The 21,915-nt window shown below is 71.0% G+C and carries 23 protein-coding genes; 9 read left to right on the top strand and 14 right to left on the bottom strand.

What is annotated here, in order from left to right; genetic code table 11:
- Window positions 1–12: 12 nt before the first annotated feature.
- Together DN771_RS09655 and DN771_RS09650 are read right to left on the bottom strand one after the other, a co-directional pair.
- On the bottom strand, window positions 13–1,452 hold the full coding sequence (locus DN771_RS09655; RefSeq protein WP_162941751.1) for an MFS transporter: 1,440 nt from the start codon (window positions 1,450–1,452) through the stop codon (window positions 13–15).
- A gap of 86 nt (window positions 1,453–1,538) precedes the next feature.
- Complete coding sequence (locus tag DN771_RS09650) at window positions 1,539–2,228, bottom strand: alpha/beta fold hydrolase (RefSeq protein WP_162941750.1); 690 nt, start codon at window positions 2,226–2,228, stop codon at window positions 1,539–1,541.
- Window positions 2,229–2,358: 130 nt separating this feature from the next.
- On the opposite strand from DN771_RS09650, the gene DN771_RS09645 reads away from it, so the two are divergent.
- The gene (locus tag DN771_RS09645) at window positions 2,359–3,621 is read left to right on the top strand and encodes an acyl-CoA dehydrogenase family protein (RefSeq protein WP_205528507.1); all 1,263 of its coding nucleotides are present in this window, start codon (window positions 2,359–2,361) and stop codon (window positions 3,619–3,621) included.
- A gap of 63 nt (window positions 3,622–3,684) precedes the next feature.
- A complete protein-coding gene (locus tag DN771_RS09640; RefSeq protein ID WP_116997147.1) occupies window positions 3,685–5,139 on the top strand; it encodes an amidase in 1,455 nt (484 codons plus the stop codon).
- A gap of 109 nt (window positions 5,140–5,248) precedes the next feature.
- Here the strand turns inward: DN771_RS09640 and DN771_RS09635 are convergent, their stop codons facing one another.
- On the bottom strand, window positions 5,249–5,590 hold the full coding sequence (locus tag DN771_RS09635) for a P-II family nitrogen regulator (protein ID WP_116997146.1): 342 nt from the start codon (window positions 5,588–5,590) through the stop codon (window positions 5,249–5,251).
- A 34-nt stretch (window positions 5,591–5,624) separates the two neighbouring features.
- Window positions 5,625–6,869, bottom strand: coding sequence for an ammonium transporter (locus DN771_RS09630; protein ID WP_240394200.1), 1,245 nt, complete (start codon window positions 6,867–6,869; stop codon window positions 5,625–5,627).
- 483 nt (window positions 6,870–7,352) lie between these two features.
- Between DN771_RS09630 and DN771_RS09625 the strand changes: the two genes are divergently transcribed.
- Entirely contained in the window at window positions 7,353–8,240 is an 888-nt protein-coding gene (locus DN771_RS09625; protein ID WP_205528506.1) for a family 43 glycosylhydrolase, read from the top strand.
- Window positions 8,241–8,323: 83 nt separating this feature from the next.
- Here the strand turns inward: DN771_RS09625 and DN771_RS09620 are convergent, their stop codons facing one another.
- On the bottom strand, window positions 8,324–8,818 hold the full coding sequence (locus DN771_RS09620) for a Dps family protein (protein ID WP_116997269.1): 495 nt from the start codon (window positions 8,816–8,818) through the stop codon (window positions 8,324–8,326).
- A 104-nt stretch (window positions 8,819–8,922) separates the two neighbouring features.
- On the opposite strand from DN771_RS09620, the gene DN771_RS09615 reads away from it, so the two are divergent.
- Window positions 8,923–10,161 carry a chloride channel protein gene (locus tag DN771_RS09615; protein WP_116997144.1) on the top strand — a complete coding sequence of 413 codons (1,239 nt, stop codon included), beginning with the start codon at window positions 8,923–8,925 and terminating at the stop codon, window positions 10,159–10,161.
- Between the two features lie 140 nt (window positions 10,162–10,301).
- Here DN771_RS09615 and DN771_RS09610 read toward each other — a convergent pair whose 3' ends face one another.
- Window positions 10,302–10,520: a hypothetical protein gene (locus tag DN771_RS09610; RefSeq protein ID WP_116997143.1), complete on the bottom strand. Its 219-nt coding sequence runs from the start codon at window positions 10,518–10,520 to the stop codon at window positions 10,302–10,304.
- Between the two features lie 25 nt (window positions 10,521–10,545).
- Window positions 10,546–11,766: a siderophore-interacting protein gene (locus DN771_RS09605; RefSeq protein ID WP_116997142.1), complete on the bottom strand. Its 1,221-nt coding sequence runs from the start codon at window positions 11,764–11,766 to the stop codon at window positions 10,546–10,548.
- 100 nt (window positions 11,767–11,866) lie between these two features.
- On the opposite strand from DN771_RS09605, the gene DN771_RS09600 reads away from it, so the two are divergent.
- Window positions 11,867–12,637 carry a DUF480 domain-containing protein gene (locus DN771_RS09600; protein WP_162941749.1) on the top strand — a complete coding sequence of 257 codons (771 nt, stop codon included), beginning with the start codon at window positions 11,867–11,869 and terminating at the stop codon, window positions 12,635–12,637.
- A gap of 12 nt (window positions 12,638–12,649) precedes the next feature.
- On the opposite strand, the gene DN771_RS09595 is transcribed toward DN771_RS09600, so the two are convergent.
- Window positions 12,650–12,973, bottom strand: a complete 324-nt coding sequence (locus tag DN771_RS09595; RefSeq protein WP_205528505.1) for an STAS domain-containing protein — start codon at window positions 12,971–12,973, stop codon at window positions 12,650–12,652.
- A 64-nt stretch (window positions 12,974–13,037) separates the two neighbouring features.
- On the opposite strand from DN771_RS09595, the gene DN771_RS09590 reads away from it, so the two are divergent.
- Together DN771_RS09590 and DN771_RS09585 are read left to right on the top strand one after the other, a co-directional pair.
- Window positions 13,038–13,697, top strand: coding sequence for a response regulator transcription factor (locus DN771_RS09590; protein ID WP_116997140.1), 660 nt, complete (start codon window positions 13,038–13,040; stop codon window positions 13,695–13,697).
- A 74-nt stretch (window positions 13,698–13,771) separates the two neighbouring features.
- Window positions 13,772–14,608: a fumarylacetoacetate hydrolase family protein gene (locus tag DN771_RS09585; protein ID WP_116997139.1), complete on the top strand. Its 837-nt coding sequence runs from the start codon at window positions 13,772–13,774 to the stop codon at window positions 14,606–14,608.
- Window positions 14,609–14,640: 32 nt separating this feature from the next.
- Here the strand turns inward: DN771_RS09585 and DN771_RS09580 are convergent, their stop codons facing one another.
- The 4 genes from DN771_RS09580 to DN771_RS09565 are packed head-to-tail and all read right to left on the bottom strand — an operon-like array spanning window position 14,641 to window position 18,646.
- Window positions 14,641–16,173, bottom strand: a complete 1,533-nt coding sequence (locus DN771_RS09580; RefSeq protein WP_116997138.1) for a N,N-dimethylformamidase beta subunit family domain-containing protein — start codon at window positions 16,171–16,173, stop codon at window positions 14,641–14,643.
- Window positions 16,174–16,231: 58 nt separating this feature from the next.
- Complete coding sequence (locus DN771_RS09575; RefSeq protein ID WP_116997137.1) at window positions 16,232–17,224, bottom strand: NAD(P)H-dependent glycerol-3-phosphate dehydrogenase; 993 nt, start codon at window positions 17,222–17,224, stop codon at window positions 16,232–16,234.
- Window positions 17,225–17,273: 49 nt separating this feature from the next.
- Window positions 17,274–17,996, bottom strand: a complete 723-nt coding sequence (locus DN771_RS09570; protein ID WP_116997136.1) for a DUF5995 family protein — start codon at window positions 17,994–17,996, stop codon at window positions 17,274–17,276.
- A 29-nt stretch (window positions 17,997–18,025) separates the two neighbouring features.
- Window positions 18,026–18,646 (bottom strand): riboflavin synthase, encoded by a 621-nt coding sequence (locus DN771_RS09565; RefSeq protein WP_116997135.1) that lies wholly within the window; start codon window positions 18,644–18,646, stop codon window positions 18,026–18,028.
- 93 nt (window positions 18,647–18,739) lie between these two features.
- On the opposite strand from DN771_RS09565, the gene DN771_RS09560 reads away from it, so the two are divergent.
- Together DN771_RS09560 and DN771_RS09555 are read left to right on the top strand one after the other, a co-directional pair.
- On the top strand, window positions 18,740–19,498 hold the full coding sequence (locus DN771_RS09560) for a crotonase/enoyl-CoA hydratase family protein (RefSeq protein WP_116997134.1): 759 nt from the start codon (window positions 18,740–18,742) through the stop codon (window positions 19,496–19,498).
- Window positions 19,499–19,586: 88 nt separating this feature from the next.
- Window positions 19,587–20,132, top strand: coding sequence for an NUDIX hydrolase family protein (locus tag DN771_RS09555; RefSeq protein WP_227462302.1), 546 nt, complete (start codon window positions 19,587–19,589; stop codon window positions 20,130–20,132).
- A gap of 272 nt (window positions 20,133–20,404) precedes the next feature.
- Here DN771_RS09555 and DN771_RS09550 read toward each other — a convergent pair whose 3' ends face one another.
- Window positions 20,405–20,932: a DNA-3-methyladenine glycosylase gene (locus DN771_RS09550; RefSeq protein WP_116997133.1), complete on the bottom strand. Its 528-nt coding sequence runs from the start codon at window positions 20,930–20,932 to the stop codon at window positions 20,405–20,407.
- Window positions 20,929–21,912: a Gfo/Idh/MocA family protein gene (locus DN771_RS09545; protein WP_116997132.1), complete on the bottom strand. Its 984-nt coding sequence runs from the start codon at window positions 21,910–21,912 to the stop codon at window positions 20,929–20,931. Before DN771_RS09545 ends, DN771_RS09550 begins: the two co-directional genes overlap by 4 nt.
- Between the last annotated feature and the right edge of the window lie 3 nt (window positions 21,913–21,915).

Below are 21,915 nucleotides of genomic sequence, written 5' to 3'. Positions count from 1 at the left end.
CGGGCCGGGCGGTCAGTCGGCGCGCTGAGTGGCGGCGGCGCCTGCGGCGACCAGCATGAGGGCGGCGGCGACGACGAACGTCACCGCCATCGCCGAGCCGCTGTCGCCGGCCGTGGGCCCGGACCGGGCGGCGAGGTAGACGCTGCCGACGGCCGCCACCCCGATGGCGAAGGCGAGCTGGTTGAGCGTGGTGAACATGCCGCTGGCGTCGGCAGCGCGCGCTCGCGGCACCGTGGCCACCGTCCGGCTGACGACCGGGCTGTAGCCGCACCCGAATCCGCCACCGACGACGGCGAAGGCGAGCCCCGTCGTCGCCATGTTCCAGTGGCCCTCGCGGGCGAGCCAGGCCGCGACGAGGAACCCGGCGGCGGTCACGACGAGCCCGGCGACGGGTGCCGCCCGCCGAGCGGCCGCCGACAGGCGCGGCACGGCGAGGCTGCTGATGGCGAAGGCCACGGCGAACGTGACGAGGGAGAGCCCGGACCTGATGGGGGAGAAGCCGAGACCGCGTTGCAGGTGCAACGTGATGGCGAACAGCATCCCCCCGTAGGCCGCCATCTGGGCCACGACCGAGCCGAAGCCGAGGGCCACCGCCGGCCGGCGCAGCAGCGCCAGATCGATGAGGGCGTCACCGGTGACGGCCTGGCGGACGCTCACGTGACGGGCGAACAGCGCGCCGAGGGGCACGGCAGCGGCGAGCAGGACCCACAAGCCCCACGAGAAGCCGGTCTCGCGGCCGACGACCAGCGGCACGATGATCGCCGCCACCGTGGCGGCGAGCAGTCCGACGCCCGTGATGTCGAGACGGCGCCGGGTGAGCTCGTCGGTCTCGGGGACGCACCGGGGCACGACCGACAGCACCGCCACGCCGATCGGCACGTTGACGAGGAACACCGTCCGCCACGACCAGCCGAACAGATCGGCGTCGACGAGCACGCCGCCGAGCACCTGGCCGGCCACGACCGCGCCGGAGATCACGCTGGCGTACAGGGCGAAGGCCATCGGCTGCCGCTCGCTGGGCAGCCGGCGTTGCACGATCGTGAGCACCTGCGGTGCCATCATCGCCGCCGCGGCACCCTGCAGCACGCGGGCGACGACGAGCAGCTCGACCCCCGGAACGACCCCGCACACGAGCGACGTCGCCGTGAACACCGCCAGCCCGGTGGTGAACATCCGCCGGTGGCCGCGATCGTCGCCCAGCCGCGCACCGGTGATCAGCAGGGCGGCGTAGGCCACGGTGTAACCCGACACGACGAACTGCAGGGCGGCTTCGGACGCATCGAGCTCGTCGCCGATGCGCGGCACGGCGACGTTGACGATCGACACGTCGAGGCTGGCCATGAACGTGCCGGTGAGCAGCACGGTGAGCATGAGCGCCGGGCTCCGGTTGTCCGGCGCGAGTGTGGCCGGGGGCGAGTCCGGCGTTGCGGCCGCGGGGTACGTGGAGGTCACGCCTCCAGCGTGGGCCGGCCCGTGCGTGGTGTCGATGACGTCCGACGTCAACCCGCGGTCGGCACCCCCGGGTCGACGCGCCCGGCTCACACCGGTGGCACCACCCGTTCGATGGCCGCGGCGACCTCCGTTGCGTAGCGGACGTGGGGAAAGTGCCCGGCGCCGGCGACGACGATCAGCCGGCTCTCCGGGAGAACCCGGGCGACGTAGTCGACGCCCGGGCGAAAGCGTTCGTCCCGCTCGCCGAGGATCTGCAGAAGCGGGGGCCGGAGCTCGGCCAGGTGGTCGATCACCCAGCTGTCGTGCTGATGGCACAACCCAGCGGCGCCCGGCGCCGTGTCGGTCCCCGACGCCACCCCGTCGACGTAGTCGTTCCACCGCTGGCGGGCCGCCGCATCGCGGTAACCAGGGCCGGACGCGATGAGCACCAGGGCACGGACGCACTCGGGGTGACGCAGGGCGACGGTGAGCGACAGGAAACCCCCGAGCGAATGACCCACGAGAACGGCCGGATCGCCGGCTGCGTCGACGACCCTACGGAGGTCGGCCACACCGTCGTCGGGGTGGTAACGATCGGCCGGGCTGCTGCACCCGTGGCCGCGCAGATCCCAGCGGACGACGAGATGACGTTCGGCGAGCAGGGGGACGAGCGAGTCCCACGTCGCCGACGTGTCACCGAAGCCATGCGTCAACACGATCGGCGGCCTCGCGTCGGGCGACCCCGTCGTGTCGATGTGCAGCGTCGGCGTCTCGATGCGCCGACCGTAGCGGTCCACCCCGTCACGCTCTCTCATCCGAGTCTGGGAGCTCACCCGAGTACCGAAGGCCCTGATTCGGGGCCTTCCGTACTCGGATGAGCGGCGCACGAGTGGATCGGGGGAGGGGGAGTGGCGCGAGGCTCACGTCGTGAGCGGCGGGACCGGTGACGGGGGAGAGCTTCGGGCAGCAGTCGTGACGGAGGTCGGCGGCTGGCTCGCCGAGCAGTGGGACCCCGACCTGTCGCTCGTCGAGTGGCGGCGACGCCTCGCCGCCTCCGGTTGGGCCGTGCCGTCGTGGCCACGACGATGGGGCGGTCGTGAGCTGCCGGCGTGGGCCGACGGCGAGGTGGCTGCCGCGATCGCCGGTGCCGGTGCGGTCGGTCTCCCGGTCGGCTCGGGGGTGGGCCTGGCTGCCCCGACCATCCTCGCCCACGGTTCCGACGCCGTGCGCGCCCGGTTCCTCCCGCCGATCGTCACCGGCGAGGAGATCTGGTGTCAGCTGTTCAGCGAACCCGGTGCCGGTTCCGACCTCGCCGGGCTGACCACCACCGCCGTCCGTGACGGCGACGAGTGGGTCGTCAACGGGCAGAAGGTCTGGACCACCAGCGCCCATCACGCCGACTTCGGCCTGCTCGTGGCCCGCACCGACTGGGATGCTCCGAAGCATCGCGGGCTGACGTATTTCGCCCTGCCGATGCGACAGCCCGGCGTGGAGGCGCGACCGCTGCGCCAGATGAACGATCACCGGTCATTCAACGAGGTGTTCCTGACCGACGCCCGGATTCCCGCCGCGTGGACGATCGGCGAGCCCGGTGAGGGCTGGCGAGTCGCCCTCACGACGCTCGCCCACGAGCGCCGGTTCGGCACTCTGGGTCGCCCCGTGCTGCCGTCGTCGACCGGCCGGGTGGTGAGCGAGGCGCACCGTGAGGCCGACGCCCACTTCGCCACCTATGACTGGTATCCGCAGCGCGCCGGGCGGGTCGACCTGGTCGTCGAGCGGGCCAGGGCGACGGGACGATCGGCCGATCCGGTGGTGAGGCAGTCCATCGCCCGGCTGCTGTCGTGGCACAGCACCGGTCAGTGGACCGCGCGCCGGGCGGAGGCCGCCCGGCGGCTGGGACGGCAGCCCGGCGCTGAGGGCTCGATCGGCAAGCTCGGTCGCAGCGTCGTCGCCCGGCAGGCGGCAGCTGTCCACGCCATGCTCGCCGGTGCGTCGGGAACGCTCAGCGGCGCCGATGGCCCGCTCGACGGCGTGATCGCCGAGGTGCTCGTCTCCGTCCCCGCCCAGTCGATCGCCGGCGGCACCGACGAGATCCAGCGCAACATCCTCGCCGAGCGCATGCTCGGCCTGCCGCGCGAGCCGGCGCCCGACAAGGACATCCCCTTCCGCGCCGCGCTCCGCTCGTCGTGAAACGCCGGTTCTGACACCGTCCGGCTCCCACGGACGTCCTCGCCGCGGCGTACGGTTCGCGTCATGGGGAACCTCGCAGACGACACCCGTTGGCTCGACGCCACCGAACAGGCCGAGCTCGTGCGGCGCAAGGACGTGACGGCCGTCGAGCTGCTCGAGGCGGCGATCGAACGGATCGAAGCGACCGATCCGGCGATCAACGCCGTAGTGCTCAGGTGGTTCGACGAGGCTCGCGAGACCGCGGCGGCGATCGACGCGCGGTCGGGTCGCGGCGTCGACGGCGTGTTCGCCGGTGTGCCGTTCCTGCTCAAGGACCTGTGGGCCACGTACGCCGGCCAGCCGATGAGCAACGGCAACGCGGCGATGAAGGCGACGATGCCGGTCGCCGATGCCGACACCACACTCGTCGGACGATTCCGAGACGCCGGGCTGGTGACGGCCGGGCGTACGAACAGCCCGGAGCTGGGCAGCGTGCCCACCACCGAGCCGGCCGCCTGGGGTCCGACGCATAACCCCTGGGACGTCACCCGAACGCCGGGCGGTTCGAGCGGCGGCGCGGCGGCGGCCGTCGCCGCGGGCATGGTGCCGATCGCCCACGCCAGCGACGGCGGCGGGTCGATCCGCATCCCCGCGTCGTGCTGCGGGCTCGTCGGCCTCAAGCCGTCGCAGGGCCGCATCACGCTCGGCCCGACCCGCGACGAGAGTGGGCTCAGCGTCGAGCTTTGCGTCAGCCGCACCGTCCGGGACACCGCAGCGATGCTCGACGCCGTCCGCGGTCCGGGCGTGGGCGACACGGTGATCGCCCCACCACCGGATCGCCCGTACGTCGACGAGTTGGGTGCCGATCCCGGGCGCCTCCGCATCGGCCTGCTCGACCATCATCCCCTCGGGGTGGACATCGACGCCGAGTGCACCAACGGCGCCCGAGCGGCTGCGGCGCTGCTCGAGTCACTCGGTCATCACGTGGAGGAGTCGTTCCCGGCGCCGCTCGCCGACCCCGAGTCGGCGCGGCGGTTCAACGCCCTGTGGGCGACGAACATGAGTGCCAGCATCGTGCGGATCGGGGAGCTGATCGGCCGTCCGGTCACCGAGGCCGATGTCGAGCCGTTCAACTGGGTGCTCGCCACGAATGGCCGTGCCCTCCCGGCGCCCGACTACGCCCTCGCCCTCTCCGCCAGTGCGGTGTTCCGTCGTGGCGTGCAGCAATGGTGGGCGGACGGCTTCGATCTGCTCGTGAGTCCCACGCTCGGCGACCCGCCCCCGAAGCTCGGCGAGTTGGGGTTCGACCCCGCCGATCCGCAGGCGTACGGTCGCCGGGTCGGCCGCTTCGTCCCGTTCACGACCGCCTTCAACGTCAGCGGACTGCCGGCGATCAGCCTGCCGCTCCACCGCACCCCCGACGGCCTGCCGGTGGGCATCCAGCTCGTTGCCGCCTACGGACGCGAGGACGTGCTCATCCGGGTTGCGTCGCAGCTCGAGCAGGCGAGCCCCTGGGCCCACCTCCGCCCGACGATCTGACAGCGCCAACTCGCGCCGGACGCGACGAAGGGCGCCAGCCCGACGAGCTGTCGGACGGGTGCCCTTCGTGTGTTCACCGGTTCGGCAAACCCCCTTCCACGGGGCGGCATCAGATCAGAGCATCGGCTCCCGACTCGCCGGTGCGGATGCGGTAGACGGCGTCGAGGTCGACCGACCACACCTTGCCGTCGCCGATGGCGCCGCTGCGGGCGGTGGTGATGATCAGTTCGGTCAGCCGGTCGGTGTCGGCGGCGTCGGCGAGCAACTCCACCTTGATCTTGGGGATGAACGATGGCGTGTACTCGGCACCGCGGTAGACCTCGGTGACGCCGGCCTGGCGGCCGAACCCCTGCACCTCGGTGACGGTCATGCCCTGCACCCCGGCGGCCTTGAGCTCGCGACGGACGTCGTCGAGCTTGGCCGGTTGGATGACGGCCGTGATCAGTTTCATGGCGTTGGATCTCCCGTTCGAGTCTGGTTGGGGCTCAGTGGCCGGTGACGAAGGCAGGACGGTCAGCAGCGGAGGCACCATGTACTCCTGAGGCGGCTCCGCCGCCGAGCAATCCTGACGCAGCGGCACCGCTGTGGTAGGCGGTCTCGGCGTGCTCGGCGAGGTCGAGCCCCGATTCCTCGGCAGCTTCCGGGACCCGCACGCCGATCGTCGCCTTGAGGGCGAGCATGATGATCGTGGTCACGATGAACGAGTAGACGATCGCCGCCAGGTTGGCGAGGGCCTGCTCGCCGAGGAGCTCGAGGCCGCCACCGAAGAACAGGCCCTCCATGAACTCGCCGCCGAAGAAGTCGGGGTCGGCGAAGAACCCGATGAGCAGCGAGCCGACGAGGCCGCCGACGAAGTGCACGCCGACCACGTCGAGGGCGTCGTCGTAGCCGAGCTTGGTCTTCAGGCCGACGGCGAAGCAGCACACCACGCCGGCGATGGCGCCGATGTAGATGGGCGACATGCCGGCGACGAAGCCGGCGCCCGGGGTGATGGCCACGAGGCCGGCCACGATGCCCGAGGCGGCGCCGAGGTTGGTGAAGTGTCCGTCACGGATGCGCTCGACGATCGCCCAGGCGAGACCGGCGGCAGCCGCGGCGAGGAACGTGTTGAGGAAGGCCTGGACGGCTTGGCCGTTGGCCGCGAGTGCCGAGCCGGCGTTGAAACCGAACCAGCCGAACCACAGGATGCCGGTGCCGAGCATGACGAGCGGCATCGAGTGCGGGCGGTGACCCTCACGCGGCCAGCCCTTGCGGGGGCCGAGGACGAGGACGGCGGCGAGGGCGGCGATGCCGGCGTTGACGTGGATGGCGGTGCCGCCGGCGAAGTCGAGCGAACCGCGGTCGCCGAGCCAGCCGCCGTAGACCCACTTGAACACCGGGACGAAGACCAGCAGCATCCACACCGGGGCGAAGATCGCCCAGGCGGCGAACTTCATGCGGTCGGCGACGGCGCCCGAGATCAGGGCAGGCGTGATGACGGCGAACATGCCGAGGAAGACCATGGTGAGCAGGCCGGCGCCGCCGTCCTCACCGGTGATGCTCATCCCGTCGAGGAAGGCCAGGTCGAAGTTGCCGATGATCTGGCTGCTGTCCACCGAGGCCAGCGAGAAGCCGGCGACCACCCAGAGGATCGGGATGATCAACAGGCACCAGAAGTTCATCATCAGCATGTTGAGCACGTTGCGGCTGCGGTCCATTCCTCCGTAGAAGAGGGCTAGTCCCGGAGTCATGAAGAGCACGAGTGCTGCTGAAACCAGCACCCACGCAGCATCGCCGGTATCCACGATAGGAGTCTCCTTGTGTCGGTGAGAGGGTCCGGACCCGCCGACCGGATGGGTGCGAACGCGTCAGGGACCCGAGTTGTGACGCCCACGACGTGGGACGTCACTGGTGTTTCTGGCCGAGAGAGGCGTCGCTGACTCCGTGGCCGCCTTGCACTGCGGGACCATAGAGATGGTCGATCACACCGTGATGAATGGCGTGTTTCCGGCGCGTTACGAAGGTTTGGGCTCTCGGCACAGCGCGGGCCGACGACCAGGAACCTCGTGGTCAACGGCACGAAGTGGGGGTCAGTGAGGGCGTCGCGCACTGTTTCCTCCGTGTTAATGCTGACTCAGCGGCAGGTTTGCCTGGGCGGTGAGCGTCATCGAGTCACCCGCCGTGGCGGATGGGTCCCCGACTTCGCCAACCATCGCGTGGGTACGGCACGGGCCATGAGCGACGCGGTCGACGGACGGCCGGATCGTCTCCCGGACGGGAATCCGATCATCCGCCACAAGTTCACGGCAGACCCCACGGCGATCGTCCACGGCGGTTACGTCTACCTCTACACGGGACACGACGAGGCTCCGCCTGGGACGCACGACTACGTCATGAACGAGTGGCTGTGCTTCTCCAGTCCAGATCTCCGCACATGGACCGAGCACCCCGTGCCCTTGAGCGCCAACGACTTCGCCTGGGCCAGCGGCAAGGCGTACGCATCGAAGATGCTCGAGCTCGCCGGCACGTTCTACTGGTTCGTCTCGGTGGCGGATCGCCACGGGGACTCGGCCATCGGCATCGCCGCGGCGCCGACGCCGGTCGGTCCGTTCGGCGATCTCCTCGGCCGGCCGCTCGTCACGCGGGCCGACCTGCCCCCGACGGACAACCCCAAGGCGAACCTCGATCCGACGGCGATCGTCGTCGACGGAACCGTCCACCTCGTGTGGGGCAACGGGCGGTGCTACTCCGCCGTGCTCGGCGAGGACATGACGTCACTCGACGGGTCGATCGTGGCCGTCGACCTCCCGGAGTTCGAGGAGGGAGCGCACCTCCATCGGCGGCTCGACTGGTACTACCTCAGCTACGGCTACGGGAATCCCGAGCGCGTCGCCTACGCCATGAGCCGGCACCCCGGTGGGCCGTGGACGTTCGTCGGACTCCTCAACGAGGTCGCCGGCAACTGCGAGACCAACCGGCCGTGCGTCATCGAGTTCGAGGGCGGCTGTGGTACTTCCTGTACCACAACGGCGCGCTGCCCGGCGGCGACAGCCACCACCGGTCGGTCTGCATCGATCGCCTCTCCTACGAGCCCGACGGCCGGCTGCGACCGGTCGTCATGACGTCGCAGGGCATCGGCCCCCACGCTTGACCGGAGGGCTCCGAGGCCCTTCAACGTCACCGGACCGACGGCGACGCGTCACAGTCAGGCGAGCATCGAGCGGAGCATCCAGGCCGTCTTCTCGTGCGCCTGGAGTCGCTGCGTCAGGAGGTCGGCCGTCGGCTCGTCGTTGGCGGCGTCGACCGTCGGGAAGATCTCCCGGGCCGTGCGGGCCACGGTCTCGTGGCCCTTGACGAGGTCGGCGATCATCTCCTCGGCGGAGGGGACACCGTCGGCCTCGGTGATGGAGGTGAGCCCGCCGAACTGGCTGTAGGAGCCGGGCGCGAACTCACCGAGGGAACGGATGCGCTCGGCGATCAGGTCGACCGCCAGCCACAGCTCGTTGTACTGCGTCTCGAACATCAGGTGCAGCGTGTTGAACAGCGGGCCGGTGACGTTCCAGTGGTAGTTGTGCGTCTTCAGGTACAGCGTGTAGGTGTCGGCGAGGACCCGGCTCAGACCGTCCGCGATCTCCTTGCGCGTCTCGCTGGGGATGCCGATGTCGATGCCTGCGGGACCGAGGTGTTGCGTGTCGCTCATGGCTCCATTGTCGCCGAGAAGATGCTGGTCGTCGCCGTGATGTTCGACCACCGGGTAGTCGGAATGCCTGGCTCGGCGACGGTGTTGTGCTCCATGCTGGCCCCATGCCGAGCCGCCCCGATGTTGCCGCGGCGCTCCGGCAGCAGGCCTCGGTCACGGCGTTCCTGGCACGCTGGATCGTGCTCGGAGCAGCGTCGGGCGCGCTCGCCGGGTTGGCGTCGTGGGTGTTCCTCGAAGGGCTCGATCGGGTCACCGAGTTCCGGCTCGACCACGGGTGGCTCGTCTGGCTGCTGCCGATGGGCGGCCTGGTGATCGGGCTGCTGTACCACCTGTTCGGGGGACGGGCGGTGCGCGGCAACGCCCTGCTGCTCGACGAGATCCACGAGCCCACGCAGTGGGTGCCCCGCCGCATGGCCCCGCTCGTGCTCGGCGGCACGTGGTTGACGCATCTGTTCGGTGGCTCGGCCGGACGCGAGGGGACGGCGCTGCAGATGTCGGGGAGCCTCACCGACCTGTTGTCGCGGACGCTGCGGCTGCGCGACGAGGACCGTCGCCTGCTGCTGATCGCCGCCCTCGGCGGTGGCTTCGGGTCGGTGTTCGGTGTGCCGCTCGCCGGCGCCGTGTTCGCCATGGAGGTGCAGGCGGTCGGGCGCGTCCGCTACGAAGCGCTGGTGCCGGCGCTCACGGCGTCGGTCGTCGGCGATCTCGTCGTGTCGGGACTCGGCTACGAGCACGCCGCATTACCGCAGATCGCCACCGGACTCGGCGCCGTGGTCGCGCTCAAGGTCGCCGCGGCCGGACTCGCCTTCGGACTGGCGAGCGTGGCGTTCATCGAGTCGATCCACGGCGTCGCCGCCGTCGTCCGGCGCTACGTGACGTGGGCACCGCTGCGCCCGGCGCTCGGCGGCGTCGTCCTGGTCGCCCTCGCCGCGCTGTGCGGGCGCGACTACCTCGGCCTGTCGTTGCCGCTCGCCGACGACGCCCTCGCCGGCGTCGGGGTCGCTGGGTACGTGTTCGCCCTGAAGCTGCTGTTCACGGCGGTCACGCTCGGCTCCGGTTTCCCCGGCGGCGAGGTCACGCCGCTGTTCGTCATCGGCGCGACGCTCGGCGCCAGCCTGTCGGGCGTGCTCGACGCCCCGCCCCACCTCCTCGCCGCGGTCGGCTTCGTGGCGGTCTTCGCGGCGGCATCGAACACCCCGCTGGCGTGCACCGTGATGGGCGCCGAGATGTTCGGGGCGGAGGCGATCCCGTTGATCGCCATCGGCTGCGTCGTCGCCTATGTGTTCTCGAGTCACCGCAGCATCTACGCCACCCAGCGCGTCGTCGCCGTCAAGCACCGCTGACCTGTCGCTCTGCCGTGTGCGTTCTGGTGGAGCCAGAAGGCCGTGGTTGCGCCTTGTTGCTCCACCAGAACGACGGCGATGGTTCTGGTGGAGCCGAAAGGCCGTGGCTGAGCGTTGTTGCTCCACCAGAACGACGGGCGTCAGCCGGTGACGGTCGCCGAGCTGACGGTCGTTGCGGCCACGGCCTCGGCGGTGAAGGCGAGGGGCTGGAACTCACCGGCCGAGAAGTCCGCCAGCCCGACGGCGTCGGCCGGGTCGGCCGGGTCGTCGGGGTTGCCGTACGTGAGGACCGCATCGGGCGACCCGGGGCTGCCACGGCGCGATGAGCGATGAGGCCACCGAGCGGACCGATCGCTCATCGCGCCGCTGAAGGTGTGGGCGCGGTCAGGCGTCCTCGGTGTCGAAGGCGTCGGCGTCGGACGTGGAGGCGTGACGCCAGTAGCCGACCATGCAGACCTGCGTGCGCTCGAAGCCGCGCTCGCGGCGGAGGTACTTGCGGATCTGCGTCATCGTGCGCGACTCGGCGCCGCCCCAGGCGTAGACCTTGCCGTCGGGAAGGTCGAGCGCCCGAACCGCGTCGATCAGGAGGGTCGTCGTTCCGGCCGGCGCGTCGCCGCGGATCAACCACGTGACGTGGATGTCGGGCGACTCGGGCAGAGCGAGACGATCGGCGTCGTCGCCCAACTCGACGAACACGTGGGCCGGGGTGCCCGCGGGAAGGTGCTCGAGGATCACGCTGATGGCCGGCAGCCCGGTCTCGTCGCCGGCGAGCAGCAGCCAATCCGTGTCGGCCGGCGGCTCGTAGGCGGTGCGCGGACCCCACAGCGCGACGGGATCGCCGGGCTCGGCCTTGGCGGCCCAACGAGCCGTCGGACCCGGCTCGCCGTGGCGGTCCGCCACCCCGTGCAGCACGAACAGCATGTCGATCTCGGCGACGTCGGGTCGCCAGCGGCGCAGCGTGTAGTACGCCCCGATCGGACGCTCGTCGTCGGGCATCTGGCCGTAGTCGTCCCACGAGAACGAGGCGTCGATCGTCAGCTCGGTGCGGCCCGGCGGTGGGGCGAGCACGTAGATGAACTGGTCGAGCCCGCCGGGCTGGAAGGAGGTCAGATCGCCGCCGCCGAACGTGATCTGCCGGAAGCTCGGGGTGAGCTGCTCGACCCTCACGACGGACGTGATGTGCGTGCGGATGGCGTGCAGCTTCTGGTCCTCGATCTCGGCGCTCGTCAGCTCGGTGATGCCGAGCGACGTGCGGGCGGCCGTCGTCACCTCGATCGCCAGCGGATGGAGGTCGTTGAGGGTGGCCACCGGACGCGAGAACGGCACCATCGCCTCGTGGACAGATCCGTCGGCCGCCGTGGCCCGCAGCGCCAGCGACTCGAGGCTCAGCCCTGCCAGCGCGGTGGCGGTGAGGTCGTCCCGGCCGGTGTGGGCCCGGCAGACGACCGCGACGGCATCGGGATAGAAGGCGTTGAAGTGGTCGATGATCGACGCTTCGGCCGCGGCCAATTCGTCGGCGATCGATGGAGCGTCGGTCGTCGCGGTCGTCGCGGTCGTCACGGTCGTCACGGTCGTCACGGTCGTCTTGGTCTCCTGCGTCGTCACGTTAAGAGAACCTAATGGTCGGACGTCCCGCTGGGCAATCGCGGTTCGAGTCGGCTGCCGGAGACCCGATGCACCGGTCCCGCCGCGCCAGACTGACGCCATGGAGCTGTCCGGTCCCCAGATCCGCGTGCTGGCCTCGTTGATCGAGAAGGAAGCGGCGGTCCCCGACAGCTATCCGCTCACGCTGACGGCGCTGCGGCTGGCGTGCAATCAGGCGACCAACCGCCGTCCCGTCGTGTCGTACGACGACCGCACCGTGGAGAACGCGCTCGTGGAGCTGAAGTCCGTGGGCCTCGTGCGCTTCGTCCACCCGTCACACGGCGGTCGCACCACCCGCTACCGGCACACGGCCGGCGAACGTTGGCGGCTGTCACCGGGTGAGCTCTTGACCCTGTCGGCGCTGGCGCTGCGTGGCCCGCAGACCGCCAACGACGTCCGGTCGCGGATCGAGCGCCTGGTGCCCGCCGACGAGACGTCGAGCGTCGAAGCGATGCTCGACACCCTGGCCGCCCGCAGCCCCGAGCCGTTCGCCGCCAGGATCGGGCGCCGGCCGGGCGAGCGCGAGGACCGTTGGGTGGCCCTCTTGTCGGGGCCGCTCGACGAGTCGGCGGTCTCGGCGCTGGACAGCGTCGAGCTCGACGACTCGACCGCCGACCTTCCGAGGACGTTCGCTCGTGCCGGCCGACCGGACAGCGACGGCGCTGCCGCGCCGGCGCCGATCGCGTCGCCCGCCTCGCCGCCACCGCCCGCGATCGACGTCGCCGCCCTGGCCGAGCGTGTCGAACAGCTCGCCTCGGTCATCGGCGCCGTGGCCTCCCGGCTCGAACGACTCGAGCGCGAGCTCGGAGTGGGAGCACCGCACTCCGACTGATGAGCCGACGGGTCAGTGCTCGATCGCGAACTCGCCGGCCTGGCCGGCAGCGGTCAGCACCCGCATCATGGCCGCGGACGGGCAGCGCAGGACCAATCGGCGATCTCGCGCCGCCTCGAGCAGGACCCGGATGCCGGCACCGCCGAAGAACGTCACACCGGAGCAATCGAGCCGGACGATGTCGGGATCGTCCAGCGCCCGGGCCAACCCCCACGATGTCGACGCGTCCACCTCGCCGCGCAGCACCACGCCGCCCGGACCGTCGCCTTCGATCTCCAGGCGTACGAGAGGTGGGGAGCAGGACGGGAATGGCTCGTGCGCCACGTCGTCGGACACTCTGTCGAGTGAACCACCCCATCGGGGGATATACATCACCCCCACGGGTGGTTATAAAGGGGCGATGGGAACGGGCACCAACGGCGCCGTGAGGGTGGCCCTCGTCGACGACTACGAGCTCGTCCTCGCTGGTGTCGCCCAGATGTTCGAGCACTACCGCGACCGCATCGAGGTCGTCGAGATCGATGTCGACGCGAGCGTCACCTCCGACGTCGACGTCGCCCTCTACGACACGTTCGCCCAGGGCGAGGCCGACGGGCCCGACCTCGAGGTGCTCCTCCGGAACCCTCACGCCAGGTACGTGGTCGTCTATTCGTGGGCGGTCGATCAGAGCCTGATCGACGAGGCCCTGCGTCGCGGCGCCGCCGGCTACATCTCCAAGGCGAGCACGGCGGCCGAGCTGGTGGACGCGCTCGAGCGGGTCGACGCCGGCGAGACCGTCGTCCTGCGGCCGCGGGCGCGGGGACCCGTGGTGGGGCTCGACTGGCCCGGGCGCACCGAAGGGCTCACCGAGCGCGAGTCCGAGGTGCTGGCGCTCATCTCACAGGGGCGCAGCAACGTGGAGATTGCCCGGCTCATGCATCTCAGCATCAACTCCGTGAAGTCGCACATCCGCAACCTGTATCGGAAGATCGACGCCGTCAATCGGACGCAGGCCGTGCTGTGGGCGATCGACCACGGCTTCCGCGTCGAGCACCGCCGCATCGACTCCTGGCGCCGATGACCGTGCCGGGTTCCCCACCGTGACGCGGTCCGGTGGACATGAGATCGCGGGCCGCGCCCTGGGAGACTCGTGCCATGGGATTCCGGTTGGGCAACGTCGACGGTCGGGCGGTTCTGGTGGAGGGTGACGGGGTCTTCGACCTCGAGCGGGCGAGCGGCGGCCGGCTCGGGCCCGAAGCCGTCGCCGCGCTGGCGGCGACCGACGCGCTGCACGAGGTGGCCGGAGGTCTCGATCCGGCGACCGCCGACCACCGGCTCGCCGATGTGGTGCTCGGACCGCCGGTCCCGACTCCTCGCAGCGTGCTCGGCATCGGCGTGAACTACCGCGACCACGCGGCCGAGACCGGTCACGCGCTGCCCCCGGCACCGCTCGTGTTCGCCAAGGTGGCCAGCTGCCTGGCCGGGCCGACCGACGACATCGTGCTGGCGTCGGCCACCACCGACTACGAGGCCGAGCTGGTGCTCGTCATCGGCGCCGAGGCACGTGACGTACCCAGCGCCTCGGCGTGGGACGTCGTCGCCGGCGTCATGGTCGGCCAGGACGTGTCCGATCGCGAGCTGCAGAACGCCGGCCAGCGGCCGCAGTTCACACTCGGCAAGTCGCACGACACCTACGGACCGACGGGTCCCTTCGTCGTGTCGACCGACCTGCTCCCCGATCGGGACGCACTGGCGATCCGATGCGAGGTGAACGGTGAGGTGCGACAGAACGACACCACCGCCAACCTGATCTTCGACGTCCCGGCGCTCGTGGCGTACCTCTCGTCGCAGCTGACGCTGCGGCCCGGCGATCTGGTGTTCACCGGGACGCCGTCGGGCGTCGGCCTGCCGACCGGCAACTTCCTGCGTCCGGGAGACATCGTGCACACCGTGATCGACGGCGTCGGCGAGCTCGTCAACCGCGTTCGCTGACCGCGCGGCCCGCCACGCGGCGGCGGGCAGACTCAGTCAGGACGCGACGAGAGACGGTCGAGGAGATTGCGGGTGACCTGCTCGACCATCGGGTGACGGGCGGCGAGGCCGTGCGCCCAGTCGGTCGATCCGGTGGTCACGACCGTTCCCCCGGAGGGTGAGGTGTACGTGCCGAACACCGCGTGGCCATGGGCCAGGCGCGCGACCGATGCCGGATCGCGGCCACCGCCGTCGACGCGCGACGCGATGAACTCGAGCTCGCTCGGCTCGTTCGGGGCCGGCGGCCTGGTGGCGGTGTCGCGGGTGAAGTGGGCCGCCGGCGCGAGGGCCAGGATCTCGAACCCCGCCGGTGTCCCGTCTCGTCCGGTGGGGTACGGGAGGCCGTCGCGGAACGTGAAGTCGCAACCGTCGCATTCGTACCCGACGACGGTCGCATCGCTCCCCAGGACGTCGCCGTAGTCGAGCCCGGTGCCGTCGAACAGCCAGTGCTCCGGCCGGTACATCGTGTAGCCGCCGGCGCCGAGGGTGACGCGCTTGCCGATCCGGTGATAGCCGCCGCGCGTGAAGCTCACGCCGGTCATCGAGTTCTCCGGTCGCCCGACGAGGACGTCGGACCACATCGCCGTGAGCAGCGCCTGCCGGTCGGTGCCGAACACGGGGTCGTCCCGGAACCGGCCCTTGTAGCCGACCATCCGGTCGGCCGGCTCGTCGGTGTTCGATGGTTCGAGGCGGACCTGCCAGAACGACGTGTTGCCGGACAGGAACGCGGCGTTGCCGCCGTTGGCGATGAACCGTTCCACCGTGTCACGCATCCCCGCCGACCAGTACTCGTCGTGGCCGACCGACAGGTAGAGCCGGTACCGGCCGTCGTCCAGCAGCTCGGGATGGTCGGCGAGGTCGGCGTTGGTGACGACGTCGATCGCGTAGCCCTCCCGTTCCGCCCAGGCGAGGAACGGTTCCTCCCAATCCGGCCACCCCGCCGAACCGGCCCACGGCGACAGGTGGTTGAGCTGGAGGTAGCCGACGTGGGCGGCCATCGAACGGTCGGGCGGCGAGATCACCGTGACGCGCCGGCCGGCACCGTCGGGCTTGAACAGGAATCCCGGCGACATCGGTCGCCGCAGCGAGACCGTGGTGCCGCCGGTGTAGAGGTTGCGGCCGCCGAAGTCGTTGTATGCGTGCCACGTGTTCGTCGAGAGGGCGAGCAGGATCGGCGCCGTGCTCGTCGCGGCCGGGCGGACCACGAAGAAGGCGTGGCTCCGCCGCAGTCGCCCGTCGGCGTCGATCGACAGGACGACCTCGTAGTACCCGGAGCGCCAACCCTCGGGGATGTCGATGGTGAGCGCGGCGGGCCAATCGCAGCCGTTGCGATCGGCGTCGGGCGGTGTCACGTGGTACTCGGCGGGGACCGCGTCGGCCGACCACACGAGCTCGCGGCGGGCCCCCACCCGCGCCACCTCGACGGCGACGGGCCGGCCCCCGGCCGAGCTGAGGTGCACGGCCACGCGGTCGGGGGCCGCCACCGACTGCGGCCAGCAGTAGCCGGTCACCGTCTCGAACGCCACGGCGGGATGGTAGTCCTGCTCCGACGGCGGCGAAGGTGGCCGGCGTCGCGACGTCGGGTCAGCCGGGGTCGCTCTCGTGGCCGGGGCGCACGAGCAGGCCGGCGTACGCCCGCGCCGCGCTCGTCTTGCCGCTGACGACCTTGTAGATCTGGTCGCACACCGGCATCGGCACGTCGAAGCGCTTCGCCAGTTCCCGGGCGGTGGTCGCCGTCTTGACGCCCTCGGCGACCATGTTCATCTCGCCGAGGACGTCGGGGAGTTTGCGGCCCTGGCCGAGCTGTTCGCCCACGTGGCGGTTGCGGCTGTGCGGGCTGATGCACGTGGTGATGAGGTCGCCCATGCCGGCGAGCCCAGCGAACGTGGCCAGCTCACCTCCCATGGCGACGCCGAGGCGTGTGAGCTCGGCCAGCCCGCGGGTCATCACCATCGCGCGGGTGTTGTCGCCGACGCCGAGCCCCTGGGCGATGCCCGACGCGATGGCGACGACGTTCTTCAGGGCGCCGCCGAGCTCGCAGCCGATGACGTCGTGATTGGTGTACACCCGGAAGACGCCCCGGGTCAGCACGCTCTGGATCGCCCGGGCGACGGCGAGGTCCTTGGTGGCGATCACCGCCGCGGCCGCCTGGCCGGCCAGGATCTCCCTCGCGATGTTCGGACCGGTCAGTGCCGCGACGGGCCGGCCCGGCAGGACGTCGGCGATCACCTGGGTCATGCGCATCAGGGTCTTCTGCTCGAGCCCCTTCGAGAGGCTGACGATGGGGATCCACGGGTGGACCCACGGCGCGATCAGCTCCATCGTCGACCGCACGGCCGACGTCGGCACGCCGACGATGAGCAACTCGGCGTGCTTGACCGCCTTCTCGAGGTCGGACGTCGCCGTCAGCTTGCGGTTGAGTGTGTGCCCGGGCAGGTAGCCAGCGTTGGTGTGGTCCTCGTTGATCTCGTCGGCGGTGTCGGGGTTGCGCGCCCAGAGCAGCGTCGGATGGCGCGCCGCGAGCAACGACGCCATGGTCGTCCCCCATGATCCGGCCCCCAGCACGGTCACATGCATGGCGGGACAAGGTAGCGGTCCGCGGTCGCGCTCGCCGACCGTGGTCGCGTCAGGCGAGCGGGCCGAGCAGGCTCTTCGTCACCCGAGGAGCGTCGTCGTCCTCGAGCAGGCGCCCGATGGGGACGAGCCAGCGGGCCGGCCACGCCGGCTTGGTGATCAGGTAGGCGAGGACGCGGACCAACTCGTCGAGCGCAACCGTGTCGCGGCGTCGCTCCTCGGCACCGAGCCGGTGCTGGCGCTGCGCCGTCCGCCACGCCTGCGTGCGTGCCGCGCGCAGCGAGAAGTTGAAGGCGGATCCGCCACCGATCGCCGCCGCCAGGTTGACCCAGCGCGACACCCGGCCGAGGTCGCCCAGCACGTCGGGCATCGTCTCGGAGAGGACCGCGTTGACGGCGTCGAAGTCCACGCGCAACGGATCGATCCCGTCGTGTTCGTCGGCGAGTTGCACCACCACCAGGGGCAGGTCGTGATTGATGTGGGCGTTCATGCCGAGCAGCAGGTGCTGCACGATCAGCAGCCGCCGGTCGCCGGAGACGCTCCACGCCGCCTCCCAGCATCCCGGCGGCGCCACCTCGCCGCGCCGGGGCCGGAGATAGAGGTCGGCGAAGGCGCGGGCGAACCGCATCATCTTGTCGCCGTCATCGAACCGGCCGTCGGCCGCGGCCCGCCGGATGCGGTCGGTGACCCGGGCGTACATCGCCGGGAAGTACCCCGACGCGTCCTCCGCCGCGACGGCGACCGTGCGCAGCTCGTCGAGGGTCGCGGCCAGCACGGCGACAGACCACTAGGCGCCCGGGGTCGTCACGACGAGGCCGCAACCGGCTGCGGCGACTCGACCTTCCAGGAGAGCAGGCGCTCGACGTACTTGGCGGTGACGTCGACCTCGAGATTGACGCGCGCGCCGGGCCCCTTGACCCCCAGCGTGGTGATCGCCCCGGTGTGCGGGATCACGGCGACGGTGAAGCCGTCGGACAGCACGTCGACCACGGTGAGGCTCACACCGTCGACGGTGATCGATCCCTTCTCCACGACGTAGCGCAGCAGCCCGGGATCGCAACGCACCTGGAGATCGGGAATCGGCACGACGATCTCGCCGACGCCGTCGACGTGGCCCTGGACCAGGTGGCCGCCGAGACGATCGGACAACCGGACCGGCCGTTCGAGGTTCACGCGGTCGCCGGGTTGGATCGAATCGAGGTTCGTGCGGCTGAACGTCTCCTCAGTCGCCTCGCACTCCCACCAGCCCGGTCGCCCGGCCGCGGGATCTCCGTCGTCCCACTCGACGACGGTGAGGCAGCAGCCGTTGACGGCGATCGAGGCGCCCAATTCGACGTCTTCGAGCACGGTGGAGGCTCCGATGCGGATGCGGCCGCCGTCGATGCTGACGACCGTTCCGAGTTCTTCGACGATTCCGGTGAACATGCGAGGTCGATCGTATTGCGCCGTCGACGAGCGTGCCCGCTCGGCGACGACCCCGACACGTGGCGGCCGCCGAGGCCTCGGTACTGTCGATCCATGTCTGACGACGCCGCTGTGCTCACCGAGACCCGAGGTCGGGTCCTCGTCATCACGTTGAACCGCCCGGACGCGATGAACGCAGTCAACACGGCGCTCGCCACGCAGCTGAGCGCGGCGATCGAACACCTCGACACCGACGACGGCCTCAGCGTCGGTGTGCTCACGGGTGCCGGCCGCGGCTTCTCGGCGGGCATGGACCTCAAGGCCTTCGCCGCCGAGGGCCCGCCCCGTGGCTTCGGGGACTTCCTCACCGACGGGTCACGCAAGCCGCTCATCGCGGCCGTCGAGGGATTCGCCCTCGCCGGCGGCCTCGAGATCGCCCTCACGTGCGATCTCCTCGTCGCTGCCAAGGGGGTCAAGCTCGGGATCCCCGAGGTCAAGGTCGGTCTCTTCGCCGCCGGTGGCGCGCTGCTGCGCCTGCCCGGGCGCGTGCCCGAAGCGGTCGCCATCGAGATGGCCCTCACCGGTGACCCGATCACCGCCGAGGTCGCCCACCAGTACGGCCTGGTGTCGCGCCTCGTCGAGCCGGGGGAGGCGGTGGCCACGGCCGTCGAGCTGGCCGAACGGATCGCCGCCAACGCGCCGCTGTCCACGGCGATGAGCAAGCGGCTCATCCGCGACCGCACGGGCCGCACCGAGGCAGAGTTCTGGGCCCATCAGGCCGAACTGGTCCCCGAGGTCTTCCAGTCCGAGGACGCCAAGGAGGGGCCGCGGGCGTTCGCCGAGAAGCGCCCGCCGAACTGGTCGGGGCGGTAGCGGCAGCCCCGGGCGGGACCCGTTCTCGGTTCCACGGGGTGAGATCTGCCAGACTCGGCGCCATGTTGCCGGCCGGATCCCGCCTTTCGTGAGCGACACCGACATCACCACCAGAACGTCGGTCGGATGGCTCTCGCCCGAAGACCTGGAGCAGGTACGCGCCCACGTCCCGCTCGTCTACATCGACGCCGTCCCGGTGCGCGTGGACGGGCGCGGCGAGGTGACCCAGGTCGGCCTGCTGCTGCGAGTGGCGGCCGACGGGTCGATCAGCCGCATGGTGGTGACGGGCCGGGTCCTGTTCGGCGAACGCGTCCGTGACGCCCTGCTGCGCCACCTCGAGAAGGACCTCGGTCCACTGGCGTTGCCCGACGTGCCGCCCAATCCGGCGCCCTTCACCGTCGTCGAGTACTTCCCCGATCCGTCCGTGTCGGGCTTCCACGACCCGCGCCACCACGCCGTCAGCCTGGCCTACGTCGTCCCCGTCGCCGGCGACTGCATGCCGACGCAGGAGGCGCTCGACCTCACGTGGTTCACGCCGGCCGAGGCGGTGAGCGAGACGGTCCGCGAGCAGATGACCGGCGGCCACGACCGCCTCCTTCGTCTGGCGCTGGCCCACGCGGGCGTCCTGCCCTGACGTCGTCGGCCGGCCGGTGACGCGGCAGCACCGCCGGCCCCGACCACTTGTAGCGTGAGCGGTGCCATGGGCACCGTTCCGCTCCAGCCCGCGGCGGCCACCGGCACGGCGCGCCCGGGAGTCCACCGAAGACGTACATCCGCAGCGCGTACCGCACACTGAAGATCTCGAGCCGGTCGCAGGCGGTGTTGTGGGGCGTGGAGAACGGCTTCAAGCCCGACTACCGCCAGCTCGACAGGTGGCGGTGGACGACCGGTGGCGGTGCGCTGGGCTCAGGTGGTGATGCGGAAGCGCCGGGGCCAGTCCACGGCCTTGCTGATGCCGACGCGCGGACCGACGAGGGTCGGTCCGGCTGACGCCGCGCCGTCGTCGTAGACCTCGGCCCGCTCGCCGTTGTGCGACAGGTCGAGGGCGAACGCCTGGGTGAGCTTTCCTGGACCGTTGGTGAGATCGCGGTCGCGCACGGGACCGCGACGCATCCGCATGAGCTCGATGCCTTCCACCGGGATCACGGCGCGCAGGAGCACGCCCTGGCCGTCGCCGTCGCGGCCGGTGCTGATGTTCACGCAGTGGTGCATGCCGTACGTGAAGTACACGTAGAGGCGACCCGGTGGGCCGAACATCGCGGCGTTGCGCGCGGTCTTGCCGCGGAACGTATGGCTGGCGGGGTCGTCGGACGTGTAGGCCTCGACCTCGACGATCCGGCCGGAACAGCCGCCGAACCGGAACAGCTTATTGAGCAGCTCGGGCGCGACCACCGGGGAGTCGCGCCCGAAGAACGCAGGACCGAGCCGCTTCATTCGCCCGGGAACCGCAAGCCGATCGTGGTGCGGATCTCGTCCATCAACATGGCGAGGCGCAGGGTTTCGGCGTGCGGCATCACCGGGCTCTCGACGTCGCCGGCGGCGATCCGTGCGGCCACCTCGACCGCCTGGAAGCGCAGGCCGTTGCCGTCGAACGGCGTCTCGATCCGCTGGACGTCGTCGCCCACGGTGAGCGTCAGCGATCGCGGGACGTGCATCGGCGACGGCAGTTCGATCACCCCGTCGGTGCCGGCGATGCGGGCGCGGCCGGCGAACGGCGTGCGGATCGACGCCTTCGACACACTGTGGCCGCCGCCCTCGTGGGTGACCACGGCGAACGTCGATTCGTCGACGCCGGTCTCGCCGAGGTGCGCGGCGGCGACCACCGACGCCGGGGCGCCCAGGACGAGCGTGGCGAGCTGCAGTGGGTAGATGCCGAGATCGAGCAACGCCCCACCGCCTCGCTCGAGATCGAAGAGCCGATGTCCCGGGTCGATGGGGAGGCGGAAGCCGAAGTCGGAGTCGACGACCTGCGGTGTGCCGATCTGGCCGATGTCGAGCAGACGGCGCAACTCGACGTAGGCCGGCAGGAATCGGCTCCACAGCGCCTCCATGACGAACAGCCCGCGGCTCGTGGCCGCGTCGATCATCGCTGCCGCCTCGGCGGCGTTGAGGGCGAACGGCTTCTCGCACAGCACGTGCTTGCCCGCCTCGAGGAACAGCAGCGTGTGCGGCGCGTGGCCCGCCTGAGGCGATGCGACGTAGACGACGTCGACATCGGGGTCGGTGGCGAGGTCGGCGTACGCTCCGTGGCGGTGGGGGATCCCGCAACGCTCGCCGAACGCCTCGGCACCGGCGGCGGTCCGCGAGCCGACGGCGACGACCTCGTGGCCGTCGAGCAGGGCGAGATCCTCGACGAACGAGGCGGCGATCCGGCCGGTGGCGGCGATGCCCCAGCGCACTGTCGTGGTCGTCATCGC

It is taken from the genome of Desertimonas flava (assembly GCF_003426815.1).
GTDB lineage: Bacteria > Actinomycetota > Acidimicrobiia > Acidimicrobiales > Ilumatobacteraceae > Desertimonas > Desertimonas flava.
This window is presented reverse-complemented; position numbering and strand designations above follow the sequence as displayed.